We start from the raw sequence: 18,805 nt of genomic DNA, 5'->3' as shown, positions 1-18,805 counted from the left end.
TCGCGGGCGACGGGACCTCGCCCTTGAACCCCGCGCTGTACGCGATTCGCCGTGGAGCTTCTACACGACGCTGAACTTCGCGCTCTGGCCCGACCTCTCGACGCCCGAGACGGTCGGGACCCACTCGGCGATCGGCATCGGCGTCGCCGGCTGGCTCGCCACGTTCTCGAGCACCGCGCTCGCGCTGTACTTCCAGGCGGCCGAGCTCACGCTCCTCTCGCACCTGAACGTGGTTCAGGCGCTGTCGCTGCTGCTCCTGTTCGGGCTCGGGGTCGGCCTGTACGCCAGGCGGATGGTCGAACTCGCCCGCGAGAACGGGGGTGTGCGCGCGTGAGCCCGACGGAAGCGATCCCGCTGCTCGTCGTCGTCCTCCTGCTGGTCTCGATCGGCGGCGGCGACGTTGGCGAGATGTCGATCACGTTCGAGGGTGAGACCGAGGCCGACACGCTCGCGGACGTGCGCGTCGTCGCCGGCGGGACCACCACGGTCCCGAGCGACGCGACCGTCGAGGGCGACGTGTACGTGATCGGCGGCACCGCGGTCGTCGACGGCGCGGTCGACGGCGACGTGACGCTGCTGAACGGCAACCTCTCGGTCGGCGACGGCGCGACCGTCACCGGGACGGTCCAGACGTACTCTGGCGACGCCGCCGTCAGCCCCGAGGCCACGGTCGGGCGCGTGTCGGGGTTCGAGCCGCCGACCCCCTCGAGTTCGCCCGCCCAGCGGGTCGGCGGGTTGCTCCTCCAGTTCCTCGTGCTGGGTGCCTTCGGCTGGTGGCTCGTCGAGCGCCACCCCCGGGTCGTCGAGAACGTCGGCGCGGCCATCACCGAGCACGCACTCGTCAGCGGCGTCGTCGGGGGCCTGGGGGCGACGAGCCTGCTCGTCCTCTTCGTCTACATGGCGTTCACCCTGATCCTGCTTCCGCTGGCGATCGTCGGCCTGCTCGCCGAGTTCCTGGTGATCCTCTACGGGCAGACCGTGTTCGGGTATCTCCTGGGAACGCGGCTCCCCATCGAGCGCGACGGCGTCGCGACCGTCGCCGGGATCGCGGGGTTCCTGCTCGCGCTGGAACTCCTCGGCGCCGTCCCGTACCTCGGTGGCCTCGCCCAACTCGCCGTCGCCGTCGTCGGCTTCGGCGCGGTGCTGAACACCTACTTCGGGCTCCAGCGGTTCGAGCCCGTCACGATCCCGGGCGGCTCGTAGGCAGCTATTTGTCAACAGCGAACACGTTTCGGACGTATGGCCCCGCAACCCCGGACCGGACCGGTCGGTGGACTCTCGGCGCGAGTCGGGCGGTACGTCAACCACGAGGACGCGTTCGTCCGGTTCGGCGCCCTCTGGCTCGTCGTCGCGAGCGTGTTCACGGCGGCGTGGCTGCTCAGCTATCTGTTCCTCCCGCAGGGGCTGCTGCGCGGCGGGAACCCCATCGCGCCCGAAGCGTACGCGGGGAGTGTGTGGCGGGAGTTCCTGACGCTGTTCGGCTGGAACGTGGCCGTCTCGCTGATTGCCGTCGCCGCCAACACGTTCCGGTCGGTGAACACGCCGCTGGGGTACGTGGTGCAGGTCGTGCAGGCGCCGCGCTACGGCGCAGTCTGGGGGACGGGCTCACTCGCGATCGGGACGGGCGAGCGAATCGCGCCGTCGCTGGCGGTGCTCGTCGAACGCAGCGGGCCGACGGAGATCACCGCGATGGTCGCGATCGTGGTCGCGACGCGGGGGGTGATGCTCTGGCACCAGGCGTCCGGGCCGCGCTGGAAGGAGGAGTTCGAACGCGTCCGCTCACCGAGGGACTGGTCGCTGACGCGCCGGGAGTGGGCGCTGCTCGTCGGCGGCTACCTGCTGCTGGCGGTCGCCTGCTACCGCGAGGCGGTCGCGATCTCTGGCGTCGCCGGCTGAGGTGGCGGGAACCGGGCCGTCGACGCTACGACTCGTCGGCGAGCTGGATCCCCCGCGCGATGACGTAGATCAGCACGATCCCGGTGCCGAGGGCGAGAATGAACTGCGAGAGGATGGTGAACAGGCCAGCGAACACCGGGCTCCCGCCGACCAGCAGGCCGAGCAGGAACACGAGCACCGCGGCCGCCCCGAACAGCACGACGAGCGCGGCGAGCGGGAACAGCTCCGCCCGGATCTGGTCGAGGTCCAACTCGCCGGATTCGCGGTCGATGAACGGCGGTGACGACATACTCGTAGTTTGCTGACACGCCGTATATAGGCAGGGGGCGAAAAGGGAGCGCGGACGCGGGATCGCTAGCTCAGGTCGGCACGACTGAACCCGACATAGCCGACGGCGAGCGGCACCACGGCCCACGCGACGAGGATACCGAGGAACACCACGGGATCGAGGTAGGCCGGTTCGGGCCCGCCGAGGCGCGCTTCGACGGCCGTGCCGCCGCCGAGCAACAGCCGCTGGACGAGCGCGTTGTACGCCCCGGTCGGACTGAGCCCTTGGAGGAGCAGGAACCAGCCCGGTACGACCTGCCCGGGCATCTCGCCGGTAACCAGCAGGTGGACCGCGTTGGGTGCTAGGTCCCAGAGCAGCGTCAGTCCCAGGTAGGCGGTGATCGCGAGCGTCATCGCCGGGGCCCGCGTTCTCGTGACGGCGGAGATTCCGATGGCGATGCCGACGAACGAGACGCCGAGGAGGACGGTCAACAGGGTCGTCCCGACGAACGCGCCCACGGGGAGGCCGCCGTACAGCGCCGTCGTGACGACGCCGGAGACGACGAACCCCAGGGTGAGACCGATCGCGACCACGCCGCACCGGCCGAGAAACTTCCCGAGGAGCACTTCACCACGGGACGGCGGAAGCCCGAGAATCACCTTCAGGCTTCCCGACTCCCGCTCGCCGGCGATCGCGAGGTAGGCGGCGATCAGCGCCATGATCGGGACGAGCAGCCCCGCGAACTGCGAGGCGCCGCCGATCGCCATCTCGGCGCCGCCCTCGACGTCGGGGACCAGCAGCGAGATGCTCGCCGACAGCGAGGTCATCACGGCGATGACCGCGACGATTCCCCAGATCATACGCGACCGGAGGGCGTCGGCGAACTCCTTGCGGGCGATCGTCAGCCAGACTGCCGTCATCGGTCCCCCGCCGAAGCGTCAGCCCCTCGTGGCGCGTCGCCGGTGTAGGCGCTGAACAGGTCCTCGAGCGACGACTCCTCGATCGCCACGTCGAGCAGCGCTGCGCCGTCCTCCCGAACCTGGTCGATCACGTCGACTTTCGCCGACGCCTCGTCGACGCGGACCCGAACCGTTCGACCGTCGACGGCCACCTCCGAGACGCCCACGATATCCGCCAGCGTCAGCGACTCCGGGACCGCGTCGACGGTGAGCGTCACCGTCGATCCCGTGCCGAGCGCGTCGCGGAGCCCGTCGATCGTGTCGACGGCGACGAGTCGGCCGCGGTTGAGGATCGCGACGCGGTCACAGACCGCCTCGACCTGGCTGAGGATGTGGCTGGAGAAGAACACCGTCTTCCCCCGATCGGCGTGGTCGCGGGCGATCTCGCGGACGAGTCGAACTCCGTTCGGGTCGAGCCCGGAGGACGGCTCGTCGAGGATGAGGAGCTCCGGATCGCCGACGAGGGCGATCGCGAGCGCCAGTCGCTGGGTCATCCCCTTCGAGTAGCCGCCGACGACGCGTTCGGCGGCCGCCGTGTCGAGCCCGACTCGGTCGAGGAGCTCGTCCACGTCGTCGTCGGCCCGTTTCAACGAGATCGCGTACTCGAGATGTTTCCGCCCGGAGAGACGGTCGTAGAGACCGTACCCGTCCGGAAGGATCCCCACGCGCTCGTGGATGGCGCGGGTTTCGGTTTGGGCGTCGAACCCGAGCACCGTCGCGCTCCCGGCCGTGGGCCGGACGTAGTCCATGATCACGTCGATCGTCGTCGACTTGCCGGCGCCGTTGGGGCCGAGGAAGCCGAATATCTCGCCTTCGTACACCGTCAGGTCGAGGTCGTCGACGGCCAGTACGTCGTCGCCGTAGCGTTTCGTCAACCCCGTCGTCCGGATGGCCGCCGACTCGTCGTCGGCCGACACCCCGGCGTCGGATACTGCACGGGAACCCGTATCCATATTGTCCGTACGTGTAGATCCCCGAAAATACCACAGGATGAGTTCCACATGCTGAGAGGACTGAAACCATGAACAGCCCTGTGTAGGGGGACGCCGCGAACTTGCGTCCCCACCCGAGGGGAACTATCAAGGTACCGACCCGAGTGCTTCCGGGTATGCCGGTGTCGGGCGTGACCGTCGTGTTCCTGCTCATCCTCGTCGTGCTGGTGGCGTTCGTCACCGAGGTGGTGCCGAACGACGTCACCGCGATCAGCGTCGTCGCCGCGCTCGTCGTGCTCGAACCGTGGACCGGTGTCGGCACCCGGGCCGCGATCTCGGGGTTCGCCAACCCCGCGACGGTGACCCTCATCGCGATGTACATGCTCAGCGCGGGCGTCCAGAACACGGGGATCGTCGAGCGGATCGGCGTCCACCTCGCGGCGTTCACCGCCGGCCGGGAGTTCCGCGCACTCGTCGCGACCGTCTGCACGACCGGGCCCCTCGCCGGGTTCGTGAACAACACGCCCATCGTCGCCGTGTTCATCCCGATGGTCACCGACCTCGCCGAGAACGCGGGACTGAGCCCGTCGAAGCTGCTCATGCCGCTGTCCTACGCCGCCATCCTCGGCGGGACGCTCACCCTCGTCGGCACGGCGACGAACATCCTCGCCAGCGACTTCGCCCGCCTGCTCGTCGACGGCCGCGACGGCATCGGGATGTTCGAGTTCACCGGGCTCGGCGTCGTCCTGCTCGCGGTCGGACTCGCGTACCTGCTCACCGTGGGCTGGCGGCTCACGCCGGCTCGCGTCCCCGTCGACAGCGACCCCGTCACCGAGTTCGATCTCGACAACTACCTCACGTTCATGTCCGTCCGGTCGGAGTCCGCCGCCGTCGGCCAGACGGTCGAGGCGTTCGACGCCGCCCACCCGGAGATCCGGGTCCTGCAGGCCCGGCGCGACGGCGAGGCGTACGCCGGCCCGCACTCCGACCGCGTCCTTGAGGCGGGCGACGTGGTGGTCGTCCACGGCTCCGTCCAGGCGGTCAACCGGTTCCGGGAGGCCGCCGCGCTCGGCCATCGAGCCCGGGAGGCGGTGACCGAGGACACGTTCGACGCGGCGGCGACCGACGGCACGCTCGCGAAGGCGGTCGTCCCCGACCACTCGTCGTTCGTGGGGAAGACCGTCGCCCAGACCGGGCTCCACGACTACCACGAGACGAGCGTGCTCGCCCTCCGCCGCGGCGGCGAGCTGATCCGGACGGAGCTCGCCGACCGCACGCTCCAGACGGGGGACCTGCTCCTGGTCCGGACGACGCCGGCGTCGATCCGGTACTTCACGGACACCGGCGATCTCGTCGTCGCCGACGAGCGGGCGCTCGATCACCTGGTCGACGGGAGTGCCGACGAGATCGCCCCGCTCTCGCCGAAGATGCCGCTGGCCGTCGGGATCCTCGGCGGCGTCGTCGGCCTCGCGGCGCTGGACGTGCTGTCCATCGTGATCGCGGCGCTCGCGGGCGTCGTCGCGATGGTCGTCACGGGCTGTCTCACGACCGCCGACGCCTACGACGCCGTCTCGTGGAACGTCATCTTCCTGCTGGCGGGCGTCATCCCGCTGGGGATCGCGCTGGAGTCGACCGGCGGCGCGGCGCTGGTCGCGGCGTCGCTCGTCGCGGCCGGCGAGGTCCTCCCGCTGCTCGGCGTCATGTTCGTCCTGTACCTCGTGGCCAACCTGCTGGCGAGCGTCATCACGCCGGTCGCGACCGCGGTCCTGATGATCCCGGTCGGCGTCGACGCGGCCGCCCGGCTCGGCGCCAACGAGTTCGCGTTCCTGCTGGCGGTGATGTTCGCGTCGGCCACCTCGTTCATGACGCCGGTGGGCTACCAGACGAACCTCATGGTGTACGGCCCGGGCGGCTACGAGTTCACCGACTTCCTCCGGGTCGGCGGGCCGCTACAGCTCATCCTCGCCGTCGTCGCGACCGCCGGGATCGGCGTCATCTGGGGGGTCTGACACCCGCATCGACCGTACTGGGTCGTCACAGGTACTCGACGAACGCGTCCATGAGCTTGTTGACCGCGCGTCGGAGGTGCTCCTCCGTCGTTCGCCGACCGATCCCCAGGTCGTCGCCGATCGCCTCGAGCGTGACGCCGCGCGGGATCTCGAAGTAGCCGTTCCGGTGGGCCGCGAGCAGCACCTCCCGCTGGCGGGCGGTTAGCGTCGGGAGGGCGTCGACGAGCGAGACGAACGGCACCGACCCGCCAAGGCTGGTCAGCTCGCGTTTCGCCTCGACGGTAACGTCGTAGTCGGCCGCGAGGTCGACGTAGAGCTGCGTGAGGTTCGCCGGGTCGAGGGCGAGCACGCGACCGATCTTCAGCCCGTTCTCGTAGCGGATCGGCGAGAGGAGCAGGCTGTCGGTCTCGTCGAGGTAGCGTTCGATCGCGGGCTCGTCGATCGGCTGCAGGCACCGCTCGGTGATCACGACCAGCTCCTCCGGACCGCGGAGGGAGTCCCGAACGGGCACGCGGTCCCGGACCCGTTCGAGCATGGCGTCCGGATCGGCGCCGCGGACGACGAGGAGGTCGCTGTGGTCGGAGCAGTACAGCTCCAGGTAGGCGTCGGTGCCCTCGGTCACCGCCGCGAACGGCGCCGTGCTCTCGATCCGGAGGATCGCCTCGTACATACACCGCTCGCTCGGCCCAGTGTACTTAAAGACACCTCCGAACGGAGATAGTGGGCCCATTGTGCCGGCGACCCATACTGTTGGTAATCATGGACGACTCCGCCGACAGGGAGAGCCGAATCGGCGACCCGAGCGACCAGTGGCGGCAGTACCAGGGCGCCCCGACCGGCACCGACCTCGAGTGTCAGGGGTGGCGTCAGGAAGCGGCGTTCCGACTGCTGAACAACAACCTCGACCCCGAGGTCGCCGAGGACCCGGAGAACCTCGTCGTTTACGGCGGCACGGGTCGGGCAGCGCGATCCTGGGACGCGTACGACGCCATCCTCGACGAACTCCGCGATCTCGGCGACGAGGAGACGCTGCTCGTCCAGTCGGGCAAACCCGTCGGCCGGTTCGAGACCCACGAGCGCGCGCCGCGGGTCCTGATCGCGAACTCGAACTTGGTCGGGAAGTGGGACAACTGGGAGCACTTCCACGAGCTCGAAGCCGAGGGGAAGATCATGTACGGCCAGATGACCGCCGGCTCCTGGGCGTACATCGGGACCCAGGGGATCATCCAGGGGACCTACGAGACGCTGGCCGCCGCGGGACGGGAGCACTTCGACGGTTCGCTCGAGGGCTCCATCGTCGTCACGGGCGGTCTCGGGGGCATGGGCGGGGCCCAGCCGCTGGCCGTGACGATGAACCACGGCGTCTGTATCGCCGCCGAGGTCGACGAGGCCCGCATCGACCGCCGGCTCGAGACCGGCTACGTCCAGGAGAAGACCGACGACCTCGACGCGGCCATCGACGCCGCGGTCGACGCCGCCGAGCGCGGCGACGCGTACAGCGTCGGGGTCCACATGAACGCCGCAGACATGCTCGAGGGGATGCTCGACCGCGGGTTCGACCCCGACATCGTCACCGACCAGACCTCCGCCCACGACGAACTCGAGGGGTACTACCCGTCTGGCTACAGCGTCGACGAGGCCGACGACCTCCGCGCGAGCGACCCCGAGACGTACGTCGAGGAGAGCGTGGACACGATGGCTCGCCACGTCGCCGCCATCCTGGAACTCCAGGAGCGCGGCGCCGTCGCGTTCGAGTACGGCAACAACATCCGCGGGCAGGTCGCGGACCACCGCGGCTCGGTGACCACGTCGACGGGTACCGACCACGACCCGTTCGACTTCCCCGGATTCGTCCCGGAGTACATCCGCCCGCTGTTCTGCCGGGGGAAGGGGCCGTTCCGCTGGCTCGCGCTCTCGGGCGAGGAGGACGACATCTACCGCACGGACGAGGCGGTGAAGGAGCTGTTCCCGGAGAAGGATGCGCTCCACCGCTGGATCGACCTGGCACAGGAGCAGGTCCAGTTCCAGGGGCTCCCGAGCCGGGTCTGCTGGCTCGGCTACGAGACGGGCGAGACACCGGCGGCGTCTCGAGAGGGTGGCGGTGAAACCGCCGGCGACGACGGGCTGACCGAGCGGGCCCGGTTCGCGCTCCGCATCAACGAGCTGGTGCGCGAGGGCGAGATCGCGGGCCCGATCGTCGTGACCCGTGACCACCTCGACGCAGGCAGCGTCGCGAGCCCCAACCGGGAGACTGAGGCGATGCGGGACGGCACCGACGCCGTCGCCGACTGGCCGATCCTCAACGCCCTGCTGAACACGGCCGCGGGCGCCGACATCGTCAGCGTCCACGACGGCGGCGGCGTCGGCATCGGCAACGCGATCCACGCCAACAACCACGTCGTGCTGGACGGGACCGACCTCGCCGCCGAGACGGCCGAGCGCGTGTTCACGACGGATCCGGGGATGGGCGTCGTCCGCCACGCCGACGCCGGGTACGAGGAGGCGATCGACGAGGCCGAGCGCTCGAACGTCCACGTCCCCCTCGAGGACCATGAGTGAGTTCACCGCCCCCGACCCGTGGCAGGCTCCCTCGTCGGATCCGAACGACGAGCAGTTCGGCGACGTCGTTCGAGAGACGAGGTCGACGACGCCGGCGCGTACGACACAGTCCTCGTCGGCGAGCCGTACGACGGCGCCGTCATCGGCCGGAAGGGAGCTCGTGAGGGGCCGGCGGCGATCCGCGACGCCCTCGCCGAGACGAAGAGCCACCACTTCGCGGCCGGCCCCCTCGACGCGATCGGCGACGTAGGGGACGTCGACGCCGACTGGACCAGCTCCGTATCGGCGGTGCAAGACACGGTCGAGACGGCGGTCGAACCGCTGCACGACGCCGACGCGCTGCCGGTGTTCCTCGGCGGCGACAACTCGCTGACGGTGCCCAACGTCGCGCCGCTCCTCTCGGACGGCTCGGTCGGCGTCGTCAGTCTCGACGCCCACCTCGACTGCCGGGAGGTCCGCGACGGCCCGACGAGCGGGACGCCGTACCGGCAGCTGTTCGACCGCGGGCTCGACTCGCTGGTCGTGCTCGGCGCGCGCCACTTCGAGACGAGTACGCGCTACCACGAGTTCCTCGACGAGCAGGGTGGGGCGATCCACCCGGCAGCGTCGGTCGGCGACGATCCGGCGGGCGCGGCGGCGTCGGCGCTGGCGGAGCTCTCGGCGGTCGACACCGTCTACGTGAGCCTGGACGTGGACGTGCTGGACGCGGCGGCGGCCCCGGGCGTGAGCGCGCCGACGCCCGGCGGGCTCACCACCAGAGAGCTGTTCGACCTCCTCGGCCGACTCGCCGCCGACGACCGCGTCGCCGGCTTCGAGGTCGTGGAGTGTGCCCCGCCGCTGGATCGCGACGGGCGGACGGTGACCGCGGCCGCTCGCGCGATCGCCCACTTCCTCGCCGGCCGGGGTGAGCGCCGATGACGGTCGACCTGCTTGTCCACGACGCGGGCGAGGTGCTCGTCGGCCCCGACGACCAGCTGCTCGAGGGGGCCAGTGTCGTCGTCGACGACGGCGAGATCGTGGCGACGGGGCCAGCGAGCGAGATCGAGCGGGAGTACCCCCGCGAGGAGGCGAACCGGACGATCGACGCCGCGGGGCAGGCGGTGATCCCGGGGTTCGTCGACTCCCACACCCACGCGCTGTTCGCCGGCGATCGCTCCGACGAGTTCGCGGCCAAGCTCCGGGGGAAGACGTACCAGGAGATCCTGGCCGAGGGGGGCGGCATTCACCGCACCGTCGACGCCGTGCGCGGGGCCTCCCGGGAGACGCTGCTCGACAACCTGCTGGCCGAACTCGACGTGCTGCTCGCCCACGGCACCACGACGGTCGAGGTGAAGTCCGGCTACGGGCTCGACCTCGAGACCGAGCTGCTGATGCTCGACGTGATCGGCGAGGCCGACGACCGCCACCCCGTCGAGGTGGTCCCGACGTTCATGGGCGCCCACGCGGTGCCGCGGGACGCCGACGCCGACGCGTACGTCGACCGCGTCGTCGACGAGTTCCTGCCGGCGGTCGCCGAGCAGGGGGTCGCGACGTTCAACGACGTGTTCTGTGACGAGGGCGCGTTCACCGTCGAGCAGTCCCGTCGCGTGCTCGAAGCCGGGAAGGAGCACGGGCTGACGCCGAAGATCCACGCCGAGGAGCTGGCCCGGACCGGCGCCGCCCAGCTCGCCGCGGAGGTGGGAGCGGCGAGCGCGGACCACCTGCTGCTGGCGACCCGCGAGGACGCCGAGGCGCTGTTCGAAGCGGGCGTGACGCCAACCCTCCTCCCCGGGACGGCGTTCGGCCTGGACACCGAGTACGCCGACGTGGAGCTGTTCCGCGACGTCGCCGCCGAGATGGGCGTCGACGCCCCCGCGGTCGCGATCGCGTCGGACCTCAACCCGAACTGCTACGCTCAGAGCATGGGCTTCGCGAGTACGCTCGCCTGCGTCGGGATGAAGCTGCCGCCGACGGACGCGCTGCTCGCCGCGACCGCCGGCGGGGCCCGCGCGCTGAACCGGTCGGACGGGCTCGGGACGCTCCGGCCGGGCGCGCCCGCCGACCTCGCGGTCGTCGACGCGCCGACGGCGGTCCACGTCCCGTACAACTTCGGCGTGAACACCGTCGAGACGGTGGTCAAGGGCGGTCGCGTGGTGGCTAACGGGGGTCGAGTCGTCCATGAGTGACGTAATCCTCGACGGCGAGTCGCTGACGCCGGCGGCGGTGGAGGCGGTCGCTCGGGGCGGCGAGACGGTACGCGTCGCGGAGTCGGCCCGCGAGTGCCTCCGCGAGTCTCGGACTCGGGTGGAGGACGTGATGGCGACCGACGAGGCGGTGTACGGGCTGAACACCGGCTTCGGCTCGCTCGTCAACGAGCGCATCCCCGAGGCGGACATCCGGGCGCTGCAGACGAACCTCCTCCGGAGTCACGCCTCCGGCGCCGGCCGCTACCTGTCGGCCGAGGAGGTCCGCGCGATGATGGTGACGCGCGTGAACTCGCTGGTGAAGGGGTACTCCGGGGTCCGCGAGGTCGTCGTCGACAGCCTGGTGACGATGCTGAACGAGGGCGTCCACCCCGCCGTCCGCTCGCGGGGGAGCCTCGGCGCCAGCGGCGACCTCGCACCGCTCGCCCACATGTCGCTCGTCCTCCTCGGGGAGGGCGAGGTGCTCGAAGACGGCGACCGCGTCGACGCTGCGGCGGCGCTGGCAGCGGCCGGGATCGAACCGCTCGAACTCGAGCCGAAGGAGGGGCTGGCGCTCATCAACGGCACCCAGCTGACGACCGGGCTCGCGGCGCTGGTCGTCGTCGACGCCGAGCGCGCCCTCCAGGCGGCCGACGCCGCGGGCGCGCTGACGACGGAGGTGACGATGGGGACGACCGCGAGCTGCGACGCCGCGATCCAGGCGGTTCGGCCCCACGAGGGCCAGCAGGCGACGGCCGAGCGGATCAAGCGCCTGACGGCCAGCTCCGAGATCGTCGAGTCCCACCGCAACTGCGACCGCGTGCAGGACGCCTACTCCGTGCGGTGCATCCCGCAGGTCCACGGCGCCGTCCGCGACGCGCTCGACCATCTGCGCTCGGCCGTCGAGACGGAACTGAACAGCGCGACGGACAACCCACTCGTGTTCGACGCCGACCGCGTCGACAGCCGGTCGAGCGGCGGCGAATCGGCGGCGATCCTCTCGGGCGGCAACTTCCACGGCGAACCGCTCGCGCTGCGGCTCGACTACGCCGTGAACGCGCTCACGGAGTTGGCCGCCATCTCGGAGCGCCGGACGAACCGGATGCTCGACCCCAACCTGCAGGAGGAGCACCTGACGCCGTACCTGACGAACGACCCCGGCCAGGAGTCGGGGTTCATGATCGCCCAGTACACCGCCGCGGCGCTCGTCAACGAGCTCCGGGCGATGGGGACGCCGTCGACGGACAACACCCCCGTCAGCGGGGGGCAGGAGGACCACGTGAGCATGAGCGGGCAGAGCGCGCTCCTCGCGAGGACGGCGGTGGAGAACGTGGCCTCGGTCGTCGCGGTCGAACTGCTCGCCGGCAACCGGGCGAGCGCGTTCGTCGACGACTCGCTGGCCCACGGGGTCGGGACGGGCGTCGTCCGGGACCTGCTCAGTTCGGCAGTGCGGCCGTGGGAGGAGGACCGCCCGCTGGACGACGATATCGAGCTGGTCGCCGATCTGGTTCGCTTCGGCGACCTCGGCGAACGGCTGGCCCAGGCGGTCTCCGAACGGCAACGCGAGTAGTCTGAACCGGCGGGCGGTTCGTCGTCGGCAGCGACGCCCCGCGGACCCGTTGACGCCCCGATACGTTACTTAAGTACGCGACTCCATCGGCGCGTTCTTGGGGGTGCTGTCGGGACAAGCCTGTTGTCACCGTATGGAACTGGATTTCACCCCGAAAACGTACGACGAGATACCGGAAGACCGGCAGCCCTCACTGATCGAGGCGATCGTCCCCGTCGCCGGAATGTTGCTGTTCCTCGCGGTGGGGATCGTCTGGCTGGAGCTCGACCCGCAGATGCCGCTGCTGTGGGGCGTCGTCTTCTCCGGTCTGTTCGCCCGCTACCACCTCGGCTACTCGTGGGCCGACCTGTACGGCGGCGTCAGCCGGAGCATCCTCACCGGACTGCAGGCCATCCTCATCCTGTTCGTGATCTACATGGTGATCGCGTCGTGGATCGACGCCGGCACGATCCCGACGATCATGTACTACGGGTTGGAGTTCCTCTTCCCGGCGATATTCCTCCCGTTCACGCTGCTGCTCGCCGCCGTCGCCTCCTTCGCTATCGGCTCGTCTTGGACGACGGCCGGCACGCTGGGCGTCGCGATGGTCGGTATCGGCTCCGGGCTCGGGATTCCGGCACCGATGACCGCCGGCGCCGTGCTCTCCGGCGCCTACACCGGCGACAAGAACTCACCGCTGTCGGACACGACCAACCTCGCCGCGGCCGTGACGAACACGGAGCTGATGGACCACATCCGGGCGATGCGGCCCGGCACGCTCATCGCGTTCACGGTGTCGCTCGTGCTGTTCGTCGCGCTCGGGCTGAACGCCAGCGGCTCGATCCCGGTCGACCGCGTCGCGGAGATCCAGGCCGGGCTCTCGAGCGTCTACGTGATCTCGCCGATCACGCTGCTCCCCATCGTTATCACGTTCGCGCTGGCGATCTACGGCTACCCGGCGCTCCCCTCGCTCGGCGCCGGGATCTTCGCGGCCGTCGGCGTCAGCCTCACGCTGCAGGGGGTCGGCTTCGCGGCCGCGTGGTCGACGGTCCACTACGGCACCAGCCCTGAGACGGGCGTCGCGCTCACGAACGACCTGCTGGCGAGCGGCGGGCTCGCCGGGTCGATCTGGGTCATCTCCATCGTCGTCGCCGCGCTCTCGCTCGGCGGGATCCTGCAGGAGTCCGGCGTGCTCGCGGCCATCGCCTACTACACGGGGAAGGCAGTCAGCAGCGTCGCCGGCCTCACAGCCGGGACGGCGGTCGGCACGTTCATGATCAACGTGCTCGCCGCCGAGCAGTACATGGCGCTCGTCGTGCCGGGGATGACGTTCCGGAACCTCTACGACGACTACGACCTCGAGAGTCGGAACCTCTCGCGGGCCATCGAGGCGTCCGGGACGACGACCTCCGCGCTCGTCCCGTGGAACTCCGGCGGCGTGTACATGTCCGCCGCGCTCGGGGTGCCCGTGCTCTCCTACGCGCCGTACTACTTCTTCGGCTTCCTCTCGCCGCTCGTGCTGGTGGTGATGGGCGCGACCGGCTGGAAGATCTTCTACAAGGAGGACGCCGACGACGCCGTCGACGACCACGGACCCGAGACCCCCTCGCCGGCAGAGTGACGTAGTCCGAAGCGGTCTCGGGTGAATTTTTCACGCTGGTGGCCCACGGGCTTCGTGACGATGGTCCCCACGACACGACGCAGCCTCCTCTCCGGAGTCGCCGGCGTCGCCGCCGCCCTCGCCGGGTGTGGCGGCGACGGCGCCGCCGGATCGACGCGAACAGTACCGGCCGACGGCGACGGCCCCTCGGGCCCGATGTCGGGATCGACGACCGACCCGGAGACACATCTCGTCCGAATCGACACCGATCGCCCGCCGGTCTGGCTCACCGAACCGGACGACGACGATCGGCCCACAGCCAGCCGCCGTGATCGCTGGCGTGACTCCATCATCGTCGACGACGCCGACCGCGCCGACCGGATCCGCCTCGCCGACGGGGTCGACGCCGAGCCGGTCGAGTCGTTCCTCGACGCGACGGAGTTCGACGCCGAGAGCGTGTTCGTCGAGATGGGCGACGTGCGGGAGTGCTTCCGGCTCGAGCTCTGTCACGTCGCGTGGTCGGCGACGGAGATCTCGACGGACTACAGCCGCCGGAGCCGGCCGTACACCGCCCACTGCGAGGTCGACGAGTGGGTGGTCGAGGCCCGCTTCATCCGGATCCCCGACCCGATCGACGCCGACGAGGTGACGACATACTCCTCCTCGATCGGGACGGGCACCTGCGATCGCAGCGAGACAGCGTCGACACCGTCGACGCACACAGCGACGCCGAGCGACGACGGGGGTGAGCAGTGATGGACGGGGAGTCGTCAACCTCCTCGACTGGGAGTCGGCTGAGTCGCCGCGGGCTGCTGGCCGTCGCCGGGACGGCCGCGCTCGCCGGCTGTACCAGCCTCGGCGAGTTCGGCGGCGAGTCGGAGCCGACGATCAATGCGTACGACCTCCCGGACACCGGTCGCCGTGACGACTGGGACCGGGAGCCAGTGGTGCCCGAGTCCGTGCCCGTCGGGATCGCCCCCGAGTACTTCGCCGCGACCCGCGAGCGGATCACGTCGCTGCTCGACGAGCTCCCGACGCCGCTCGGGCCCGCGGAGATCCCGAACGGCTACGTGCGCCAGCAGCTCGTTGACGCCGCGACGGACGCGGCCGACGGGCTCAGCGAGGCGCAGGGCGCCCCGACGGAGTTCGTCGCGCTCACAGCGCTCCGAGATGCCCGCGCGGCGGCCCGGTACGCCGCCGCCGGCTGGGCAGTCGTCGAGGAGGACCGCTCGGTCGACCCCCTCAGGGAGGAGTATCGGGGAACCGTCGCCGACGCGGAGTCCGCCAGGGAGAGCCACGAGTACGTCGGCGACGACCCCGTGCGAGCGGCGCTCGTCCACGGCCGGATCGAGGAGCAGTTGGCTCGCGTGATCGAGAGCGACGGGCCGCGACGCGTCGACAATCGGCTCCTCGCCGTCGCCGAGTGGGGCGAGACTGCCGAGTCGGCTCGCGCCCGTCTCGACGACGCCCGCCACCTCGACGAGCAGTTCACCGCCGCGCTGCCCGCAGAGGCCGGTACGGTCGAGGGGACGTTGCGGGCGGCCGCCGAGACGCTGTTCGCGGACGCTCAGTCCCGCGCCTCGGACGTGCCGCCGGAGTCGACCGCCGAGGACTGGGGACTTCAGGAGCTCGTGATCCACGAGCTCCGGCAGGATGTCAAGTACGGACCGACGGCGGTCGCGGACGCGGCCGGGCCGGCGAACGCCGTCGTCGACGCGAACCGCCAGCTCACGCGGTTCGAGGCGCTGGAGCGGCTACAGGCACGGATCGACGACGGCGACCTCTCCCGGCCGGAGAGTGCGGACGCCGTCGGGGAGCTCCGGTCGAGCGCGTACGACGCCCTCGAGGCGGCACTCGCCGAGAGCTCCGCCCCGGAGCTGACGCGGACCGCGATCACGAGTGCGGGCTGGCGCGTCTCACAGGCCGACTGGGAGCTGACGCGGTACGACGGGGAGATCCCCGCGTCGCGACTCGACCGTACGGTCGCCGAGTACGTCGTCGCGACGGCCGTGGGGCAGGCTGCGCCGGGCGTCGCCGAGGAGACGGTCGAGACGCTCGAGAGCGCGTGATCGGTCGCTTTCGGGGGCTCGGCTACTCTCGATCGAGCAGCCGAACGGGGTGGGCAGGCCGGCGCGTGAGCAGCGCGTCGAGCTGTTCGAGACAGGACGTGCCGCTGGCGACGACAGTGCGGTCGGCGTTCCCGTCCGCTTCGAACTGCTCGGCGAGCGTCTCGCCCACGTCGACGCTGAGGTCGTAGTACTCGGACTTGTAGCCGAAGCTGCCGGCCATCCCGCAGCACTCCACCTCGGAGGTCGCCACGTCGAAGCCGCAGTCCTCGAGGACGGCCACCGTGTACGGCTCGAGGTCGAGCGTGCGCTGCTGGCAGTGGCTGTGGTAAGCGACGCGTTCGCCGTCGCCGTCGGGGAGCGCGTCGACGCCGGCGCCGTTCTCGAGCAAGCCGTAGACGTACTCCATGAGCTCGTAGCTGCGGTCCCGGAGGGCGGTGTAGTCGTCCTCGGGCAGGAGGCGTTCGTACTCGCGGTGGAACATCGCGAGGTCCGAGGGCTCGATGACGACCACGTCGTGGTCGGCGGCGAGCGTCGGCGCGAGGGCGTCGAACACCGACTCGGCGTTCGACCGGGCGGTCGCCACCATCCCCTGGGAGAGCGGCGCGCGGCCGCTCTCGCCGGCGGCCGGCACGTCGACGCGCACGTCGAGCGCTTCGAGCACCCGAACGGCGGCCTTCCCGCGCTCGGTGCGGACGTAGTTCGTGTACGCGTCAGGGTAGAGCGCGACCTCCCGGCTCGCCGCCTCGCGGCTCACCCGGGGGCCGCGGCGCTCGAACCACGCGACGAGGGACTCGCGCTCGAACTCCGGGAGGTCGCGCCGACTGTCGACGCCGAGCGTTCGCTCCAGCAGCGCGCGGGCGGTGTCGGTTCGGCCGACCCAGTTCGACACCGGCGCGAACGTCGAGCCGAGCTTCGCGAGCGTGTCGAAGTTGCCGAACAGGCGTTTCTGCGGGTCGATGCCGCCGGGCTCGTCGTCCGGCGTGAGGCCCTCGACGAGGAAGTCGAGGTCCCCGTCGTTCCCGCGGTTGATGCGGTCGCGGACGACCGTGTTGATCCACGGGATGTCGATGTTCACCGGGCACTGGTTCACGCAGCGGCTACAGCCCGTGCAGAGGTCGTTGAACTCGGCGGCGCTCTCCTGACCGTGGACGCCGGCCTCCCAGCCCGTCGCGATCCCCCCGGAGTACGTCTCGCCGCCGAAGGCGTGGCCGCCGACGTGCTGGAAGTTCGCACAGGAGTTGGCACACGCCGAGCAGCGGATGCAGTACAGCGTCTCCCGGAGCTGGTCGTCCTCGCGCATCGCCATCCGCCCGTTGTCGATCAGCACGAGGTGGAACTCGCGGTCGTCGCCGGGCTCGAGCCCGTCGTCGCCGAACGTCGGCGAGTCGACCGGCGGCGTCAACAGCGAGACGTAGGAGGTGATGTCCTGACCGGTGCCCGACCGGCCGATGAGTTCGACGAACGGCTGGAGGTCCTCGACGGTCGGCACGAGCTTCTCGACGCCCGCGACCGCGACGTGGGTGTCCGTCGCCTGCACGCACTTCCGGGCGTTGCCCTCGCTCGTGACGAGCGCGAGCGTGCCCGAGTCGGCCGTAACGAAGTTCGCCCCCGTCATCCCGACCTCGGCGTCGAGGATCTTCTCGCCGAGGTACTCGCGGGCGAAGCGCGTGAGCTCCTCAGCGGTCTCGAGGGGTTCCTCGGGTTCGAACACCTCGTTGAACAGGGTCGCGATCTCCTCGCGGGACTTGTGGATCGCCGGCGCGACGATGTGGGAGGGCGCCTCGTCGGCGACCTGCAGGACGAACTCCGCGAGGTCGGTCTCCCAGACCTCGGCGCCGCTTCCCTCCAGCGACTCGTTCACGTCGATCTCCTCGCTGGTCATCGACTTCGACTTCACCACGCTCCGGCCGTCGACGACCTTCCGGACGTACCGGTTCGCGTCTTCGGCGTCGTCGGCGAGGTAGACGGTGCCGCCGTTGGCTTCGACGGCCGCGGTCACGTCGTCGATCAGTTCGGGGAGGCGCTCGATGGCGTCCTCCTTGATCGTCCGGGCCTCGGCTTTGAGTTCCTCGTAGTCGTCGAGGTCGCCGGTGGACTCGTAGCGGCCCTCGTTGAACACCTGGGTGTTCTCGTGGACGGCGTCGCCCTCGGTGTCGAGCAGGTGGCGGATGCGTTCGGCCTTCCGCCGTCGGTCGGCGCTCATCTACGCGCCCTCCAGCAGCACGACGGTCACGTCCATCGGGCCGTGGGCGCCCTGCACGAGCGCGCCCATGTCCGCGGTGGCGCTCGGGCCCGTGGCGACGATGGACTGTCTGGTGCCGCTTCGCACGTCCGCGGCGAGCCGGTCGAACGCCGCGTCCATGTCCGGGAGCACGTCGCTCGCGGCGACGACGGCGACGTGCTCGTCGGCGTAGAGGCTCACCGGCTCCGCGCCCTCGGCGCCGCCCTGGACGACCACCGAGCCGTAGTCGGCGATGCCGTAGCCGGCGGCGGTGACGCCGGTCGCCGCCGCGTCGAGTTCCGCGACCGTCGGGTCGGTCTCGACGGTTTCGGGCAGGGAGACGCCCTCGAACGGGAGCGGGGCGCCGACCGCTGGCGCGTCAAGGAGCGGTTCGAGCGTCGACGCGAACTCGTCGGCCGTGGTCCGGACGAGGTCGACGCCGAGGTCGTCGAGCGAGGACTCGAAAGTCGCGATTGGCTCGGCCGACATTGGTTGCGTCTTTCGGGAACAGGCTCTTGGGTGTTTTCCTCCCTGCAGGCGCCGTTGGGGGCTTATTGGTGAGACGGATCAGTGTTGTTGTG

General features: G+C 70.5%; 15 protein-coding genes and 2 pseudogenes. 11 read left to right on the top strand and 6 right to left on the bottom strand.

Annotated elements, in window-relative coordinates:
- The 3 genes and pseudogenes from ACP95_RS15860 to ACP95_RS04820 all read left to right on the top strand — a co-directional run.
- A pseudogene (locus tag ACP95_RS15860) lies at positions 1-334 on the top strand (MFS transporter); the annotation flags it as partial.
- Positions 331-1,203 (top strand): polymer-forming cytoskeletal protein, encoded by an 873-nt coding sequence (locus tag ACP95_RS04825; RefSeq protein WP_049980119.1) that lies wholly within the window; start codon positions 331-333, stop codon positions 1,201-1,203. The pseudogene ACP95_RS15860 and the gene ACP95_RS04825, both read left to right, overlap by 4 nt.
- 36 nt (positions 1,204-1,239) lie before the next feature.
- A complete protein-coding gene (locus ACP95_RS04820; protein WP_049980118.1) occupies positions 1,240-1,896 on the top strand; it encodes a hypothetical protein in 657 nt (218 codons plus the stop codon).
- A gap of 25 nt (positions 1,897-1,921) precedes the next feature.
- On the opposite strand, the gene ACP95_RS04815 is transcribed toward ACP95_RS04820, so the two are convergent.
- The 3 genes from ACP95_RS04815 to ACP95_RS04805 all read right to left on the bottom strand — a co-directional run bounded on the left by ACP95_RS04815 (position 1,922) and on the right by ACP95_RS04805 (position 4,076).
- Positions 1,922-2,185 carry a hypothetical protein gene (locus ACP95_RS04815; RefSeq protein ID WP_049980117.1) on the bottom strand — a complete coding sequence of 88 codons (264 nt, stop codon included), beginning with the start codon at positions 2,183-2,185 and terminating at the stop codon, positions 1,922-1,924.
- Between the two features lie 65 nt (positions 2,186-2,250).
- On the bottom strand, positions 2,251-3,084 hold the full coding sequence (locus tag ACP95_RS04810) for an ABC transporter permease subunit (RefSeq protein ID WP_049980116.1): 834 nt from the start codon (positions 3,082-3,084) through the stop codon (positions 2,251-2,253).
- Positions 3,081-4,076: an ABC transporter ATP-binding protein gene (locus tag ACP95_RS04805; RefSeq protein ID WP_049980115.1), complete on the bottom strand. Its 996-nt coding sequence runs from the start codon at positions 4,074-4,076 to the stop codon at positions 3,081-3,083. The genes ACP95_RS04810 and ACP95_RS04805 overlap by 4 nt, the downstream gene beginning before the upstream one ends.
- A 155-nt stretch (positions 4,077-4,231) precedes the next feature.
- On the opposite strand from ACP95_RS04805, the gene ACP95_RS04800 reads away from it, so the two are divergent.
- Positions 4,232-6,064 (top strand): SLC13 family permease, encoded by a 1,833-nt coding sequence (locus ACP95_RS04800; protein WP_049980114.1) that lies wholly within the window; start codon positions 4,232-4,234, stop codon positions 6,062-6,064.
- A gap of 25 nt (positions 6,065-6,089) precedes the next feature.
- Here the strand turns inward: ACP95_RS04800 and ACP95_RS04795 are convergent, their stop codons facing one another.
- The gene (locus ACP95_RS04795; RefSeq protein ID WP_049980113.1) at positions 6,090-6,734 is read right to left on the bottom strand and encodes a helix-turn-helix domain-containing protein; all 645 of its coding nucleotides are present in this window, start codon (positions 6,732-6,734) and stop codon (positions 6,090-6,092) included.
- An 89-nt stretch (positions 6,735-6,823) separates the two neighbouring features.
- On the opposite strand from ACP95_RS04795, the gene hutU reads away from it, so the two are divergent.
- The 7 genes and pseudogenes from hutU to ACP95_RS04760 all read left to right on the top strand — a co-directional run bounded on the left by hutU (position 6,824) and on the right by ACP95_RS04760 (position 16,003).
- A complete protein-coding gene (gene hutU, locus ACP95_RS04790) occupies positions 6,824-8,623 on the top strand; it encodes a urocanate hydratase (RefSeq protein ID WP_049980112.1) in 1,800 nt (599 codons plus the stop codon).
- Positions 8,616-9,541: pseudogene (gene hutG, locus ACP95_RS04785) on the top strand (formimidoylglutamase). Before hutU ends, hutG begins: the two are co-directional and overlap by 8 nt.
- Positions 9,538-10,788, top strand: a complete 1,251-nt coding sequence (gene hutI / locus ACP95_RS04780) for an imidazolonepropionase (protein WP_049980111.1) — start codon at positions 9,538-9,540, stop codon at positions 10,786-10,788. The pseudogene hutG and the gene hutI overlap by 4 nt, the downstream one beginning before the upstream one ends.
- Positions 10,781-12,355 (top strand): histidine ammonia-lyase, encoded by a 1,575-nt coding sequence (gene hutH, locus ACP95_RS04775; RefSeq protein WP_049980110.1) that lies wholly within the window; start codon positions 10,781-10,783, stop codon positions 12,353-12,355. The genes hutI and hutH overlap by 8 nt, the downstream gene beginning before the upstream one ends.
- A 133-nt stretch (positions 12,356-12,488) precedes the next feature.
- Positions 12,489-13,955: an arginine/ornithine antiporter ArcD gene (arcD, locus tag ACP95_RS04770; protein WP_049980109.1), complete on the top strand. Its 1,467-nt coding sequence runs from the start codon at positions 12,489-12,491 to the stop codon at positions 13,953-13,955.
- A gap of 60 nt (positions 13,956-14,015) precedes the next feature.
- Complete coding sequence (locus ACP95_RS04765) at positions 14,016-14,690, top strand: hypothetical protein (RefSeq protein ID WP_154018439.1); 675 nt, start codon at positions 14,016-14,018, stop codon at positions 14,688-14,690.
- Positions 14,690-16,003, top strand: a complete 1,314-nt coding sequence (locus ACP95_RS04760; protein ID WP_202593778.1) for a hypothetical protein — start codon at positions 14,690-14,692, stop codon at positions 16,001-16,003. The genes ACP95_RS04765 and ACP95_RS04760 overlap by 1 nt, the downstream gene beginning before the upstream one ends.
- A gap of 22 nt (positions 16,004-16,025) precedes the next feature.
- On the opposite strand, the gene ACP95_RS04755 is transcribed toward ACP95_RS04760, so the two are convergent.
- Both ACP95_RS04755 and ACP95_RS04750 read right to left on the bottom strand, forming a co-directional pair.
- A complete protein-coding gene (locus tag ACP95_RS04755; protein WP_049980107.1) occupies positions 16,026-18,206 on the bottom strand; it encodes an LUD domain-containing protein in 2,181 nt (726 codons plus the stop codon).
- Positions 18,207-18,713, bottom strand: coding sequence for a LutC/YkgG family protein (locus ACP95_RS04750; RefSeq protein WP_049980106.1), 507 nt, complete (start codon positions 18,711-18,713; stop codon positions 18,207-18,209).
- Between the last annotated feature and the right edge of the window lie 92 nt (positions 18,714-18,805).

The sequence above is a fragment of the Halolamina rubra genome, assembly GCF_000739555.1.
Taxonomy (GTDB): domain Archaea; phylum Halobacteriota; class Halobacteria; order Halobacteriales; family Haloferacaceae; genus Halolamina; species Halolamina rubra.
The sequence above is the reverse complement of the archived record's forward strand: the minus strand, read 5'-3'. Positions and strand labels throughout refer to the sequence as shown.